This is a genomic window from Nocardia aurantia (genome assembly GCF_009604425.1).
Taxonomy (GTDB): domain Bacteria; phylum Actinomycetota; class Actinomycetes; order Mycobacteriales; family Mycobacteriaceae; genus Nocardia; species Nocardia aurantia.
In genome coordinates this window covers 23,765-37,448 of record NZ_WEGI01000001.1, presented here as the reverse complement: position 1 = coordinate 37,448, position 13,684 = coordinate 23,765, and the positions used below count along the sequence as shown (strand labels likewise).

Here is a 13,684-nt window from a genome sequence, read left to right as displayed (position 1 = left end):
ACAGCTCAGCGGCGCTGCGACGAAGTCGAATGTTGTTGCGCGGCAGCGGGGTCCACCACCCGTTCCAGCGCACGCAGATCGGTCTCCAGCGCGCGGAACATCAGATAGGCGCCGACGAACGCGGCGATGGCGCCGATGCACAACACCCGCACCGAGACGATCACGTGCGGAATGTCCTCCGGCGGAAGCAATGTCACGCCCGCCACGGCCAGCAGCGGCACCGAGGCGGCGACCGCGAGGTAGGCGGTGCAGCGGCGGCCGAGGCCACGCAATTGTGCGGCGTCGGCGGGGTCGAGTTCGCCCTCCCGCAGGAACATCGGATAGATGCAGCGCACCAGATAGAACACGACCGGGAAGAACGGGTAGGTCACCGCCATCGCGCCGCACACCAGCAGCGAGGCCAGGAAGTGGGCCACCATCGGCCCGGTCACCTCCCCGGTGCTCACCTGCAGGGCGACCGGGAAGGTGACCGCCGCCAGCGCCCACAGCGCGAACACGACGAGCACCACCCGGTCGCCGAGCAGCAGGGCCTGCCACCGGGCCCGGTCCAGCGTGTGCTGGTCGAAGGTCCGGCCGCGGCGCAGCCCGCGCGGAACGACCAGCAGATGCCGCGACAGATAGACCAGCAAGGCGAACCCCAGCGGGAAGAACACCACGTTGACGATGAAGGTGACGATCTCGAACGCGTGGTGCGCCGGCTGACTGAGCCGGTCCACGATCAGTGACCGATTGTGCTGGATGTTGAACAGCGACGCCACCATGTTCGGTACCCCGATGGCCAGCACGATCAACGGAATCATCCAGGCCCGCAACCGCATTCGCGTGCTGTCGGGCAGCGGGTCGACCAGCTCGCGGGCCCGCCGGTCCAGGCACAGCTGCAACTGGGCGGCCAGTTCGGAGCCGCCGGCCCAGCGGCGGTCGCGGTCCGGTTCGAGACAGGTCAGCAATACCCGGCGCAGCGCGGCCGGGCAGTCGGCCGGAAGCTGTTGCAGCGCTTCGGCGTCCACGCCGCCACGGCGGCGATCCAGCAACGCGGCCAGGACCGTGGCGTCGCCCTGGTCCTCGCCGGCGGTGGTGTCGTCGGCGAACGGCTTCGCGCCGGTGAGCAGTTCCCACAGCACCACCCCGAGCGAGTACAGATCGGCGCGGGTGTCGAGGTCCTCGGCGGTGCGGTCGAGGCCGGGATGGCACGCCTCGAGCTGCTCCGGCGACATGTACGACAGCGAACCGCCGAAGTACGCCACCGGATTCGAATCGGCGAGATGTTTGCTGAAGCTGATGTTGAAGTCGGCCAGTTTCGGCACCGCCTCCGCGGTGAGCAGCACGTTGGCCGGTTTCACGTCGCGGTGCAGCACCCCGTGCGCGTCGGCGTACGCCAGCGCCTCCGCGAGCCGGCAGCCCAGCCAGGCCACCGTGTCCGGCCAGGACAGCGCGGCGATCTCGGCGCGCACGCTGGAGTCGGTGGGGCGGATCTCACCCTTCTCCTCCATGGCCGCGTCGACCGCGTCCAGCAGCAGTTGCCCGCTGCGCTGCTCCGGCGGGGTGGCGCGGACCCAGCGCAGCACGCTCAACAGCGTGCCGCCGGGCAGGAACTGCATGTAGAGCAGGCGCAATCGGCGTTCCCTGCCACCGACGTCGACCGGCCGGTCGATCAGCCGCTGGTCGAAGACCCGCACGATGTAGTCGTGGTCCAGCTGCGCCAGCGTCTGCGGCTCGGAACCGCGATCGGCGGAGATCTTCACCGCGACCAGGCGCTGCATGGTGCGCTGGCGGGCCAGGAAGACGCGGGCGAAGGCGCCGCTGCCGAGCACGGTCAGCAGATCGAAATCGTCGATGCTGCGGCCGATGTCGAGATGTCCGAGGTCGTCCACCGGCGGCGAGCCGAGATCGGTCGTGGTGCGGGTGGCGTCGCCGGACCAGCCGCCGGCCCGGGTGGCCGTCGCCGTGCCGGTACCCGGCTGCTGGGTGCTCTGATCGGCGCCGTCGGCGTTGAGCAGTTCGCGCAACTGTGCCGCCTGGGTGGGATATTCGCGCAGCCAGTCGCGTGGATCGACGCGTTCACCGCTGTGCCGGAGGATCACGAACTCCTCGTAGACCAATCCGGCCGGGATCTCCTGCGGCGCCAATTCCGGGAATTCCGCACAGTATTCGCGCAGTCGTTTGCGGGCCGGCGCGGGCAGCGCGGCCACCGAGCGCAACCACCGGTTGCGCAGGTCGATCCGGATGAGATCGAGCAGCGCGCGCAAACGCAATGTCTGCGCGTCCGGCAGATAATCGGAAATCTCCGGCGGACTGTCGTCCGACTCCCAGGCAGCGGCAAACGCAGCAACCGCTTTGAACTCGACCGGACCCGCCACACCAGCCATCATCCCCTGCTCCGGCGGTAAGGGAATGTTATTTTCGCCCCAGCAGTGAAATGCCCCATTTCGACCACGACGCGAAGGGGTTGCGACGATGCACGAGAGCACGCACGCGAACATCACGGCACCGACGCACGTGAACACCGCGCCGCCGCCGCACGTGAACACCACGCCGCCGACGCACGTGAACACCACGCCGCCGCCGCACGTGAACACCGCAGCGCCGACGCAGGTGAACACTGCGGCCGGGACACCCGTGAACACTGTGGCCGGGACACCCGAGCATCCCGCTCGGGCGGCCGCTGCCCAGGAGGTACCGATGAGCGCGCCCATTCCGGCCACGGCGACCGAGATCGCGGCGGCGGTCCGCGACGGTACGCTCCGGCCCGAGTTGGTGGTCGCCGAAGCTCTCGACCGCATCCGCACCGAAGATCCGGCGCTCGGCGCCTTCGCCGTGATCCGCGCCGAGCGCGCGCCGGCGGAGGCCCGAGCCCTGGCGGAGCGGCCCGATCTGGACGCGTTGCCGCTGGCCGGCGTCCCGATCGCGATCAAGAACAATATCGCGGTCGCGGGCGAGGTGACCCACGGCGGTTCCCGGGCCGGCGGCGACGACCCGGCGACCGCCGACCATCCGGTGGTGGCCCGGCTGCGGGCCGCGGGCGCGGTGGTCGTCGGCCTGACCGAGCTTCCCGAACTGGGCCTGTGGGGCGTCACCGACACGCCCGATCGAATCACCCGCTCGCCCTGGAACATCCGGTACAGCGCGGGCGGCTCGTCCGGCGGGTCCGGTGCCGCGGTGGGAGCGGGCCTGGTCCCGGTGGCGCACGGCAACGACGGGCTCGGCTCGGTGCGCATCCCGGCGGCCTGCTGCGGGGTGGTGGGGATCAAGCCCGGCCGCGATGTGGTGCCCGCCGAGGTCGGCGCCGATTCCTGGGGCGGGATGGTGGAGAACGGCGTCCTCGCCACGACGGTCGCGGATGCGGCGCTGGTGCTCTCGGTGCTGGCGGGCCGCCCGGCGCTCGCCGATCCGCAGCCCCCGCCGCCGCTGCGGATCGCGCTGGCGGCGGGTTCGCCGACGCCGCTCGCGCGGGTGGATCGCTACTGGGCCGACGCGGCCCGCACGGCCGCGTCGGCCGCCGCGGCGGCCGGGCACAGCGTCGCCGACGCCCCGCTGCCGAATGCGGGCGGAACCAACGCGGTGATGTTGCGCTGGCTGGCCGGCGCCGCGCGGGATGCCGGCGAGCTACCGCATCCCGACCGACTACAGAGACGCAGCCGCGTACACGCAGCCCTGGGCCGCGCGGTGCTGCGCGCCGGCCTGATCCGGCCGCGGCAGGTCGATCTGATCGAGACCCGGCTGCTGGACTATTTCGAGAACCACGATGTCGTGATCACCCCGACCCTGGCCAGGCCCGCGCCGCTCGCGCGGGCCTGGCACACCCGCGGCTGGGTCGCCAACATGGCCGCGAACGTGCGCTTCGCGCCCTTCACTCCGCTGTGGAATCTGGTCGGCTGGCCCGCCTTGAGCATTCCGATAGGCACCCATCCACGCACCGGCACGCCGCTGGCCGCTCAGCTGGCCGGGCCGCCCGGCAGCGAGGCGACCCTGCTCCGGCTGGCCGCGCAACTCGAGGCCGCTCGTCCCTGGCAGCGGGTGGCGCCCATCCGCTGAACGGGCCGCGGCCGGACCCGGCCGTCGGTCCTCCGGCCTGCCGAGTGGCACGCATCGCGCCGGTCAGTCCTGCGGCTGCGCGGGCGTTCCGAAGCCGCCGGACAGGACCCGGTTGGCGAAATCGAGGATGGTCGGCCGATCGTCGTCGGCCCGCCAGGCCACGGCCAGTTCGCAGGGTGGCAGTCCGCCGACCGGACGCGCGGTCAGACCGGGCCAGCGGTACATCGGCACATTGCTCTCGGCCAGCAGGCAGACGCCGAGCCCGAGGCTGACGGCCTCGAGCCGCTCCTCCGCGGTCGCGGCCTCGCCACCGATCCGCGGCTGCCGGCCGCCCCGGCCGTCGTTGCCGAGCCAGAAGTCGCGGCCGGTGCCGGCTTCGGGCGGCATGGCGACGAACGGTTCGCCGGCCAGGTCCGCGAACTCGATGACCTCCCGGTCGGCCAGCGCGTGGTTCTCCGGCAGAAGCACCCAGCGCGTTTCCGACCGCAGCACCTGCCAGCGGTATCGGCTGGTGTCGGGCACGGGCAGCCACATCAGCGCGAGATCGGCCTGCCGTCCGGACAATCCGCTGGACGGATCGGTCCAGGACGCCGAATGCAACGCCAGCCGATGACCGCTGGCGCTCTCCAGATCGGCGATCAGCCCTCGGCCGATGGAACTCTGGATGCCGACTCGCAGCACCTCCCCCGCCTCCTGCAGGGCCACGTTGGTGACCTCCCACAGTTCCAGGATCTTGCGGGCGCCCTCGAGCAGTTCCTTCCCGGCGACGGTCAGCGCGACACTGCGCTGGTTCCGGTCGAACAGGACGACGTCGAGCTGCCGCTCGAGCTGGCGGATCTGTCGCGACAGCGTCGGCTGAGCGATGTGCAGCCGTTGTGCGGCATTGGTGAAGTGAAGTTCCTCAGCGACCGCGACGAAATACCGCAAGTCGCGCAAATGCGGGTCCATAGCCCCTTGCTATCAGAATCGGTCGGGAAAATCCAGCCAAAGCAGACCCTTCACCGTGCGATTGGGCGGTGAAACAGCCGTCAGGTTTGTTACTGACAGCATATTGCCCAGACAGACCGGACGCACAGCCGCCTCCGCAAACATTCGGAAAACTCCCCCGGCACCAGCCCACCCCTCACCAACCGGTCGTCCGACCAGGTACAACGACCCCGGAATCAACCCGGCACGCCGCCGCGGCGGAACGCGACCGGCTCCGATTCACCACCCAGCAACAACGGCCCGAATCCGGCATCCCGGCCAGGTCCCTAAACGGTGATTTTTGTCACATTCCGGCGAGTCTGCCACGACACGCGTGGGAACCGTTGCAAGCCACAAGACGGCCCACCCCTGCCGCGGATTGTGCACAACCGACCGGCCGCACCGGCGACCGGACGATCGGAAACAGGGTCACGCACCACGGCCGTCCCCGCAACTCGGGCGGCGGACGCGCGGCTCAGACCGAGTACACCTTGGGGTCGAGGGTGCCGATGTACGGCAGATCGCGGTAACGCTCCGCATAGTCCAGCCCGTAACCGACCACGAACTCGTTCGGAATGTCGAAGCCGACGTGCGCGACCTCGACCTGGGTGCGCAGCGCGTCCGGCTTGCGGAGCAACGTCACCACCTCCAGCGAGGCCGGATTGCGCGTGGACAGATTGCGCTTCAGCCAGGACAGCGTGAGGCCGGAGTCGATGATGTCCTCGACGATCAGCACGTTGCGACCGGCGATGTCCTTGTCCAAGTCCTTGAGGATGCGGACGACACCGGAGGAGGAGGTGGAGGAGCCGTACGACGAGACCGCCATGAACTCCAGCTGCGTGGGAATCGGCAGCGCCTGGGCCAGGTCGGTCATGAAGAAGATCGCGCCCTTCAGGACGCCCACCAGCAGGAGATCACCCTCGGGCGCGTCGGCCGAATACCGCTTCGCGATCAGTTCGGCCAGCTCGTCGACCTTCGCCTTGATCTGCTCCTCGGTGATGAGCACCGACGCGATGTCGTCCCCGTACACGTGCGCAGGTTTCCCTTCAGTGATGTCGGCCCCCGGTGAGCGCCATCAAGGTCAGCCTGCCATGTTCGCGCGCGGCAACCAACCTCGTGCCGGCCACACCGCCGCCGATCGCGACCCCGCCCTGGCCGTGCCAATCCGTGACCAGCGCATCGACCGCTCGTAAATGCTTGTCCGTCAACGCTTTCGCCCCGCCGTCGAGCAACCAGGCCCGCACCGCGCGACGCCGGACGGCCACCGGAGCAGTGGCGAGTGTCTCGATCTTCAGTGTCGCACCATCACCGGCGGCCCGAAGCAACTTTCCGGCAAGTTCATCGAGCACCTCGCCGTCGGCGCGCAACTGCTCGCCGGTGCGGGCCAGGGCCGCGGCCACCCCGCCACCGAGCACCTCCTCCAGCAGCGGTAGCACCTCGGTGCGCAGCCGTACCCGGGTGAACTCGGGCGCACTGTTGTGCGGATCCTCGTGCGGCCGTAGCCCGAGGTCGGCGCACAGCTGCCGGGTGGTCGCCCGCCGCACCCCGAGCAGGGGCCGGCCCCAGGGGTCGGCGTAGGGAGCCATGCCCTGGACCGAGCGCGGTCCGGAACCGCGCGCGAGCCCGAGCAGCACGGTCTCGGCCTGATCGTCGAGGGTGTGGCCGAGCAGCACCGGCAGCCGGTCGCGGGCCGCGTCCAAGGCGGTGTAGCGCGCCCGCCGGGCGGCGGCCTCGAGTCCACCCCCACCGGTCACGGTCACCGCGAGCACGCGGGCGGTGCGGCAGCCCAGCGCCCGTGCGGCCGCCGCGGCCTCCGCCGCCACCGCGTCCGAACCGGATTGCAGGCCGTGGTCGACGATCAGGGCGTCCACGACCTCCGCCTCGACCACCGCGGCGGCGGTCAGCGCGAGGGAATCCGCTCCGCCGGACAGCCCGACCGCGACCACTCCGGTGGGCGCGTACCGGGACAGCCAGTCCCGCACCGCGTGCCGCAGTTCCAGCGCCGCCGCGGTCTCCGGCAGTCGGACCGGCACGTCAGGCGAGCACGCGGGCGACCCAGCGCCCGGGTTCGGCGATCTCGTCGGTCCGCGGCAGGGTCTCGGAATCGGTCCACACGGTATTGAACCGTTCCATCCCCACCTTGCCGACGACCTCGTCGACGAACGCCTTGCCGCGCACGTACTGCGCCACCTTCGCGTCCACGCCGAGCAGGGCGCGCAGCAGCCGTTGCACCGGATTGACCGGACGGCGGCGGCGTTCGTCGAAGGCCCGGCGGATCTGCGCGACCGAGGGCACCACGGCCGGGCCGACGGCGTCCATCACGTGATCGGCGTGGCCCTCGAGCAGGGTGCCGAGCATCAGCAGCCGATCCAGCGCTTCCCGCTGAGCGGGCGCCTGGGTGGCGCGCAGCAGCCCGATCACGCCGCGGTCGGCCGGATCGCCGGTCGGCCCGGCGCCGCTCTGCCGCCGCTCGCGCACGGCGTTCATCAGCCGCGACAGCATCTCGTCGAACGACTCGTCGCCGACATCACCGAGGATCGCGACGTTCTGCCGCATGTACTCGCCGAGCCAGGGCGCCGAGGAGAACTGCACCCGGTGGGTCACCTCGTGCAGGCAGACCCACAACCGGAAATCGCCGGTGTGCACGCCGAGCGCGCGCTCCACCGCCACGATGTTGGGCGCGACCAGCAGCAGCACGCCGTCCTCGCCGCTGAACGGGTCGTATTGGCCGAGGATCGCCGTGGACAGAAAAGCCAGCATCGCGCCCACCTGGACGCCCGCGGGCTTGCCGGCCAACCGGCCCCGCAGGGAGTCGTGCTCGGCGGCCGACCCGCCCTCGCCGGTCAGCTGCGCCATGGAGGCGGCGGCCGCGTCGATCCACCCGGGCCGGTCCACGATCCGGGCCGCCGGCACCGGCCGATCGTCGATCAGGCCGGACACCTCGCGCACCGGGCCCTCGGCCCGCACCGAGGCGGCGGCCAGCTCGTCGACCACCTGTTCCGCCGAGAACCGGGTGACCCGCGGCCCGGCCGGCACCAGTGCGGCGCCGGTGCGCGCGGCCAGCTGCCAGTCGACCGCGCCGGCCAGCGGTGTCCGGGGCCTGCGGATCAATTCGCCGGACTCGACGTCGACCAGCACCTGCTCGGAGGGAGCGGGCCGGTCGGCTCGGGCATCGCGTTCAGGTCCGGTCATGGTTCACCCACCCGTCAGGAGCATCCGCAGTCGCGGAGCGTGGCAGCGATGGCATCCAGGGCCGGCCGGCTCGCTTCCGGCGGCCGGTCGTTCGACATCAGTGCGAAGGTCAGCACCCGGCCATCACTGTCGAGGACATACCCTGCCAACGCGCTGGATACCGACAGAGTTCCGGTCTTCGCCCGTACCCAGCCGGCGGCCGCGTGGTCCTTGGCGGTGAACCGGTCGGCCAGCGATCCGGTCGCCCCGGCCACCGGCAGATAGTCCAGCAGCGGGGCCAGCGGCGACGAGGGCGCGGACGTGTTCGAGGCGCTGGTCGTCGCCACCCCGGACTGCGGTCCGGCCGCCTCCGCGAGGATCCGGTCCAGCAGCCGCGGCGGCACCCGGTCGTCGGTGGACAGGCCGCTCGCGTCGAGCAGGGTGAGGCCGGTGGTGTCGAAGCCGGCCGCGGCGAGCGCGGTGCCGGTGGCGGTGGCCGCTCCGGCGAACGAGGCCTCGCCGCCGCCCGCGGCCGCGATCTCCCGGGCGATGGCCTCCGCGAGCACGTCGTCGGAATGGACCATCATGTCCCGCAACCGGTCCCGCAGCGGCGGCGACTGCACGTGGGCGAGCTCGGTCGACTGCGCCGGGGCCTTGTCCACCCGCACCTTGGTCGGATCCAGGCCCAGTTCGACGGCCAGCCGCCGCCCCGCGTCCAGCGCCGGGGTCGGCGTGCGCGGCGAGTACTCCACGAGCGGATCCAGCCGGCCGCCGTCGATCATCACCGACTCGATCGGCGCCCACGAGCCGCCGGCGATATCGGCCGGATCCCAGCCGGCCGGCGCGGTCGGCCCGGCGTACGCGGAGGTGTCGACCGTGACGGTGTCGAACTTGCGGCCGGAGGCGCGGATCTGGCTCACCAGATCGGCCAGCCGCGGCCCGTTCGGGTAATAGCCCTTGCCGTCGGCCTGGGCGGTCAGGGTGGGGTCACCGCCGCCGACGAGCACCAGCTCACCGGGGTCGGCGCCGGTCACCACCCTGGTGGTGAGCCGATGATCCGGCGGCAGCATCAGCAGCGCGGCCGCCGTCGTGAGGACCTTCGCGGTGGACGCGGGCACCATCGGCTTGTCCGGATCGACACTCCACAGCACGGTCCGGGTGTCGGCGTCGGTCACCGAGGCGCTGAACGCGCCGAGATCGGGGGCCGCGGCCACCTTCGCCAGCGCCGCCGACAGGCCCCGCGCGCTCGGCGAGGTCGCCGTCGGGGGCGCGGCCACCACCTGGGGGAACGGTTTCACCGGCGCGGGCGGGGCTGATACCGTCAAGCCGCCGTGCCGGAACTCCTCGGTCCACGGCTTCAGGATCACCAGTACCGCGCCGATCGCGATCACGACGACGAGTACACCGGCCGATACCGCGATCCAGATCGTCCGGCGCCGGCGAGCAGCCAGATTGCCGATGTTCTTCCTGCTCCGACCTACCACGTGACCGCCGTCTCCCTACTCGCCCGTAACAGCGCGCGCCGTGCCGGTGCCCTGCCGCACCCACCGGCCCAGCGCCCACACTATCCTCACCACGCCGACGTTCCGCCGATCGAGCAGGCGAGTCGGCAGCCTCGCGGTCACCCGCGCGAGCGCCGAATGCTCGCCGGCGCGAGCGCCGAATGCTCGCGGCGCGAGCGCCGAACCCAACGCTGATGACAAGCACCAGACGAAGGAGATGACGTGGAGTTCGACGTCACCATCGAGATCCCCAAGGGTCAGCGCAACAAGTACGAGGTCGATCACAAGACCGGGCGGGTGCGGCTGGACCGTTACCTCTACACCCCGATGGTCTACCCGGCCGACTACGGCTACATCGAGAACACCCTCGGGTCCGACGGCGACCCGCTGGACTGCCTGGTGCTGCTGCCCGAATCGGTGTTCCCGGGTGTCATCGTCGAAGCCCGTCCGGTCGGCGTGCTGCTGATGAGCGACGAGGCCGGCGGCGACGAGAAGATCGTCGCGGTGCCCGCGGGCGACAAGCGCTGGAACCACATTCAGGACATGTCGGATATCGGCGAGTTCGACCGGAAGGCCATCGAGCACTTCTTCGAGCACTACAAGGACCTGGAGCCCGGCAAATGGGTCAAGGTCGACGGCTGGGGCGATCGCGCCAAGGCCGAAGTGCTGGTCGACGAGGCCGTCGCCCGCCTGAAGGAGCAGGGCGGCCACTGATTCCGCTCGCCCACCGGTCCGCCCCGGCGGACCGGTGGGCACGGGCCGCTCGCGGCGGGCGGCCCGGACCGCTCACTGCCCGTGGAAGTTCGGCGGCCGCTTCTCGAACACCGCCGTGATCGCCTCGGTGAGATCCTCCGACGGCAGGAAGGCCGCGTTCCACGCCGACACGTAGCGCAGGCCCTCGCTGATCTGCCTGGACCGGGGCTGATCCAGCACATCCTTCACGCCCTGCACCACCAGCGGCGGATTGGCGGCGATCTCCTCGGCCAGCGCGTGCGCCGCCGCCAGCGTCGCGTCCTGATCGGCGTGGACATCGTTCACCAGGCCGATCTTCTCGGCCCGGGCGGCGTCGATGTCCTTACCGGTGAACGCGAGTTCGCGCAGGTGCCCCTCGCCGATGATGCCCGGGAGCCGTTGCAGCGAGCCGACATCGGCGACGATCGCCACCTTGGCCTCACGGAGACTGAATTTGGCGTCGGCGGAGGCCAGCCGGATGTCGGCGGCGGCGATCAGGTCGAGCCCGCCACCGATGCACCAGCCCGACACGGCCGCGATCACCGGCTTGCGGCAGTCGGCGACGGCCGTCACGGAGGCCTGCAATCGCCGGATCTCGTCCAGGAACTCGGTGCGCGGCGCGGCCAGCCCGCGGTCGGCGATCACCGGGCCGAAGGTGCCGCCCATCGCGGCCAGATCCAGACCGTAGGAGAAGTGCCGGCCCGAACCGGTGAGCACGATCGCGCGCACCTCCGGATCGGCGTCGAGCTCTCCGAAGATGAGGGGCAGTTCCCGCCAGAAATCCGGGCCCATCGCGTTGCCCTTACCGGGGCCGATGAGCGTGACCCGGGCCACCCGATCCTTGCTCTCGACCGTGAAAGCCTTCCATTCAGTCATTTGCCCAGCTTAGCGGGCCGGATTCGGCTCACAGCGGGTGTGTAAAACTTGTGAAAACTCGCGGCCCGGTTCGGGCGTGCCGGACCGTCGGCAACGGATCATGTAACTGGCGAGTCGCTTTCACTCCACGCCACCACCGGGCCTTCGGAGGTTGTTCATGTTGATGCACAAGGGCATCGGCCTGGATCGTTTCAACCAATTACCCAGCACCCGCGCCGTCTACGCCCTGTACGAATGCTGTTGCAGCGTCACATGGGCAGAGAAACTGGCCGGCGGCCGGCCCTACCCCGACCACCAGCGGCTGCTCGACGCCGCCGAGGTCGAATTGCCCGCACTGTCCCGGGCCGATCTCGATCGCGTTGCCGATTCGGTTGCGCGCGAAGGTGTTCCCGAACCCACCTTCGAGGATCTCGTTCGCATCACCCGGATTCGCCTGACCCGCATGCTCGGTCCCGAAGAGGGTTATCCCGAGTACTGAGGCGCGGCTCTCAGCGCACCAGCCCACGCCCCGTGGTCAACGGCAGATCGACCGCGGTCAGCAGTCCCGGCCGCGCTCGGATCACCGCCGGCACCGCACTCACCAGGCGGGCGGCGGTCCCGACCACGCCACCCAGGGCATGATCACCATTGCTGGACAGTTGCAGGTCCAGCACGTAATCCGGATCGCCGAGGATCTCGACGCGATAGCCGCCCTGTCCGGCGGGCTGCGGCCAGTCCGGCGCCAGCTCGGGATGCAGCCGGGTGACATGCTCCAGCACCAGCACCTCGCGGCCGCCCCGCACGCCGCTGACGCGGAAGCGCAGCGCCGCCGCGGTACCGGATTCGACCGTGTGCGTGCCGATCCGGATCGGCTCCGGCGCGGGCAACCGCTGGAAATCCTGGGTCACCTCGTCGAGTTCGACGTCGAGGGCGGCGGCCAATTGCCGGATCACGCTGCCCCAGGCCAGGGTCAGGACGCCCGGCTGCAACAGCAGCGGCAGTTTGGCGCCCTCGCCCATCTCACGGCCGAAGCCCATGATGTCGAACAGCACCTTGGGATTGTCGTAGGTGGAGTAGTCCAGGATCTCCGAGCAGACGATGGTGTCGATGCGCTCGCTGCCGCTGGACAGCAGCAGCGGCAGCCAGTCGTTGGCCCAGCCCGGATCGATGCCGTTCACCCACAGCGACGCCCCGCCGGCCTCGGCCGCCTCGATCACGGGATCGATCAGCTCGGGCGGCACGGTGCCGTAGGGGAACTGCAGGAAGACCGGACTCGACGACACCACGTTGATACCGGCCCGCAGGAAGGTCTTCAGATCCTCCACCGCCTCGGCCAGCCGGTCGTCGGCCATCGCGGTGTGCACGATGCAGTCCGGCTTCAGATCGAGCAGCGCCTGCGCGTCCGTGGTGGCGGCGACGCCGATCTCGCGGTCCAGGCCGGCGAGCTCACCGGCGTCCCGGCCGGCCTTGGCGTCGGAGGACACCCAGACGCCGACGAGTTCGAGTTCCGGCCGGGCGATGATCGAGCGCAGCGACCGGCGGCCGACGTTGCCGGTACTCCATTGCACTACCCGGTAGGCGGGTGCGGACATGCGAGAACTCCTGTCACAGATCGGGAAGACCGAGGTCCAGGTTGGGTTGTTCGATGCCGCCATCGATCTCGAGCACCTTACCCGTGATGTAGCCACCGGCCGGTGACGAGAGATAGACGATGCCCGCCGCGATCTCCCACGGCTCCCCGAGCCGGCGCAGCGGCGTAGCGGTCTCCATCGTCTCCTTGATCGCCGGTTGCGACGCGACCACGTCCAGCGCCGATGTGAGCACCGAGCCGACCGCGATCGCGTTCACCCGGATGCGCGGGGCCAGATCCGTGGCGGCCAGCCGGGTCCAGTGCGCCAGCGCGGCCTTGGCGGTGCCGTAGGCGAGATACCCCCGGCCCGGCGTGCGGCCCATCATCGAGGAGATGTTGACCACCGATCCGCCGCCCGCGGTGAGCATGTGCGGCACCGCGGCCCGGGTCAGTGCGTGCGCGGTAGCCACGTTGAAGTGGAAGGCCCGTTCCAGATAGCCCGGCGACGTGGTGAGGAAGGTGTTGGGGGCGGTCCCGCCGACGTTGTTGACGACGATATCGATGCGCCCGAGCTCCGCGGCCGCGGTCTCCGCCAGCCCCGCGATCGCGTCCAGATCCGACAGGTCCGCGGCCACGGTCACGACCCGGCGGCCCAGCGCCCGGATCTTCCCCGCGACGTCTTCGAGTTGGTCGGCCGTGCGCGCGGCGATCAGCACGTCGGCCCCGGCCTCGGCCAGGCCCAGCGCGGCCGCCGCGCCGATCCCGCGCCCGGCGCCGGTGACGACGGCGACCCGGCCGTCCACGCGGAAGTTGTCCAGAATCATTGCGGGGCTCCTCCTCAGACCTGCCGTGCGCA

12 protein-coding genes are annotated in these 13,684 nt (G+C 70.8%); 3 read left to right on the top strand and 9 right to left on the bottom strand.

The window, feature by feature from the left end; genetic code table 11:
* Positions 1-5 precede the first annotated feature (5 nt).
* Positions 6-2,366, bottom strand: coding sequence for a serine/threonine-protein kinase (locus NRB56_RS00185; protein WP_153338932.1), 2,361 nt, complete (start codon positions 2,364-2,366; stop codon positions 6-8).
* A gap of 313 nt (positions 2,367-2,679) precedes the next feature.
* Between NRB56_RS00185 and NRB56_RS00180 the strand changes: the two genes are divergently transcribed.
* Positions 2,680-4,032 (top strand): amidase, encoded by a 1,353-nt coding sequence (locus NRB56_RS00180; protein ID WP_153338931.1) that lies wholly within the window; start codon positions 2,680-2,682, stop codon positions 4,030-4,032.
* 63 nt (positions 4,033-4,095) lie between these two features.
* Here NRB56_RS00180 and NRB56_RS00175 read toward each other — a convergent pair whose 3' ends face one another.
* From NRB56_RS00175 to dacB, 5 genes are all read right to left on the bottom strand, one after another.
* A complete protein-coding gene (locus NRB56_RS00175; RefSeq protein WP_153338482.1) occupies positions 4,096-4,980 on the bottom strand; it encodes a LysR family transcriptional regulator in 885 nt (294 codons plus the stop codon).
* 493 nt (positions 4,981-5,473) lie between these two features.
* Positions 5,474-6,028 (bottom strand): hypoxanthine phosphoribosyltransferase, encoded by a 555-nt coding sequence (gene hpt, locus NRB56_RS00170; protein ID WP_319942347.1) that lies wholly within the window; start codon positions 6,026-6,028, stop codon positions 5,474-5,476.
* 16 nt (positions 6,029-6,044) lie between these two features.
* Positions 6,045-7,031 (bottom strand): tRNA lysidine(34) synthetase TilS, encoded by a 987-nt coding sequence (tilS, locus tag NRB56_RS00165; RefSeq protein ID WP_319942346.1) that lies wholly within the window; start codon positions 7,029-7,031, stop codon positions 6,045-6,047.
* A gap of 1 nt (position 7,032) precedes the next feature.
* Positions 7,033-8,190 (bottom strand): zinc-dependent metalloprotease, encoded by a 1,158-nt coding sequence (locus NRB56_RS00160; RefSeq protein WP_227837029.1) that lies wholly within the window; start codon positions 8,188-8,190, stop codon positions 7,033-7,035.
* A 14-nt stretch (positions 8,191-8,204) separates the two neighbouring features.
* Entirely contained in the window at positions 8,205-9,653 is a 1,449-nt protein-coding gene (dacB, locus tag NRB56_RS00155; protein WP_319942345.1) for a D-alanyl-D-alanine carboxypeptidase/D-alanyl-D-alanine endopeptidase, read from the bottom strand.
* Between the two features lie 240 nt (positions 9,654-9,893).
* Between dacB and ppa the strand changes: the two genes are divergently transcribed.
* Positions 9,894-10,385, top strand: coding sequence for an inorganic diphosphatase (gene ppa / locus NRB56_RS00150; RefSeq protein WP_319942344.1), 492 nt, complete (start codon positions 9,894-9,896; stop codon positions 10,383-10,385).
* A 72-nt stretch (positions 10,386-10,457) separates the two neighbouring features.
* Here ppa and NRB56_RS00145 read toward each other — a convergent pair whose 3' ends face one another.
* Positions 10,458-11,279 carry a crotonase/enoyl-CoA hydratase family protein gene (locus NRB56_RS00145; RefSeq protein ID WP_153338481.1) on the bottom strand — a complete coding sequence of 274 codons (822 nt, stop codon included), beginning with the start codon at positions 11,277-11,279 and terminating at the stop codon, positions 10,458-10,460.
* A 157-nt stretch (positions 11,280-11,436) separates the two neighbouring features.
* Between NRB56_RS00145 and NRB56_RS00140 the strand changes: the two genes are divergently transcribed.
* The gene (locus NRB56_RS00140) at positions 11,437-11,757 is read left to right on the top strand and encodes a 2-oxo-4-hydroxy-4-carboxy-5-ureidoimidazoline decarboxylase (RefSeq protein WP_153338480.1); all 321 of its coding nucleotides are present in this window, start codon (positions 11,437-11,439) and stop codon (positions 11,755-11,757) included.
* Positions 11,758-11,767: 10 nt separating this feature from the next.
* Here the strand turns inward: NRB56_RS00140 and NRB56_RS00135 are convergent, their stop codons facing one another.
* Both NRB56_RS00135 and NRB56_RS00130 read right to left on the bottom strand, forming a co-directional pair.
* The gene (locus NRB56_RS00135; RefSeq protein ID WP_153338479.1) at positions 11,768-12,850 is read right to left on the bottom strand and encodes an NAD(P)H-dependent amine dehydrogenase family protein; all 1,083 of its coding nucleotides are present in this window, start codon (positions 12,848-12,850) and stop codon (positions 11,768-11,770) included.
* 13 nt (positions 12,851-12,863) lie between these two features.
* The gene (locus tag NRB56_RS00130; RefSeq protein ID WP_153338478.1) at positions 12,864-13,652 is read right to left on the bottom strand and encodes an SDR family oxidoreductase; all 789 of its coding nucleotides are present in this window, start codon (positions 13,650-13,652) and stop codon (positions 12,864-12,866) included.
* Positions 13,653-13,684: the final 32 nt, after the last annotated feature.

Bases quoted from the DNA above. Each gene is read 5' to 3' on its own strand.
- NRB56_RS00145 (WP_153338481.1), bottom strand. From the start codon at position 11,279: ATGACTGAATGGAAGGCTTTCACGGTCGAGAGCAAGGATCGGGTGGCC.
- NRB56_RS00160 (WP_227837029.1), bottom strand. From the start codon at position 8,190: ATGACCGGACCTGAACGCGATGCCCGAGCCGACCGGCCCGCTCCCTCC.
- NRB56_RS00185 (WP_153338932.1), bottom strand. From the start codon at position 2,366: ATGGCTGGTGTGGCGGGTCCGGTCGAGTTCAAAGCGGTTGCTGCGTTT.
- NRB56_RS00180 (WP_153338931.1), top strand. From the start codon at position 2,680: ATGAGCGCGCCCATTCCGGCCACGGCGACCGAGATCGCGGCGGCGGTC.
- NRB56_RS00175 (WP_153338482.1), bottom strand. From the start codon at position 4,980: ATGGACCCGCATTTGCGCGACTTGCGGTATTTCGTCGCGGTCGCTGAG.
- NRB56_RS00130 (WP_153338478.1), bottom strand. From the start codon at position 13,652: ATGATTCTGGACAACTTCCGCGTGGACGGCCGGGTCGCCGTCGTCACC.
- NRB56_RS00140 (WP_153338480.1), top strand. From the start codon at position 11,437: ATGTTGATGCACAAGGGCATCGGCCTGGATCGTTTCAACCAATTACCC.
- NRB56_RS00135 (WP_153338479.1), bottom strand. From the start codon at position 12,850: ATGTCCGCACCCGCCTACCGGGTAGTGCAATGGAGTACCGGCAACGTC.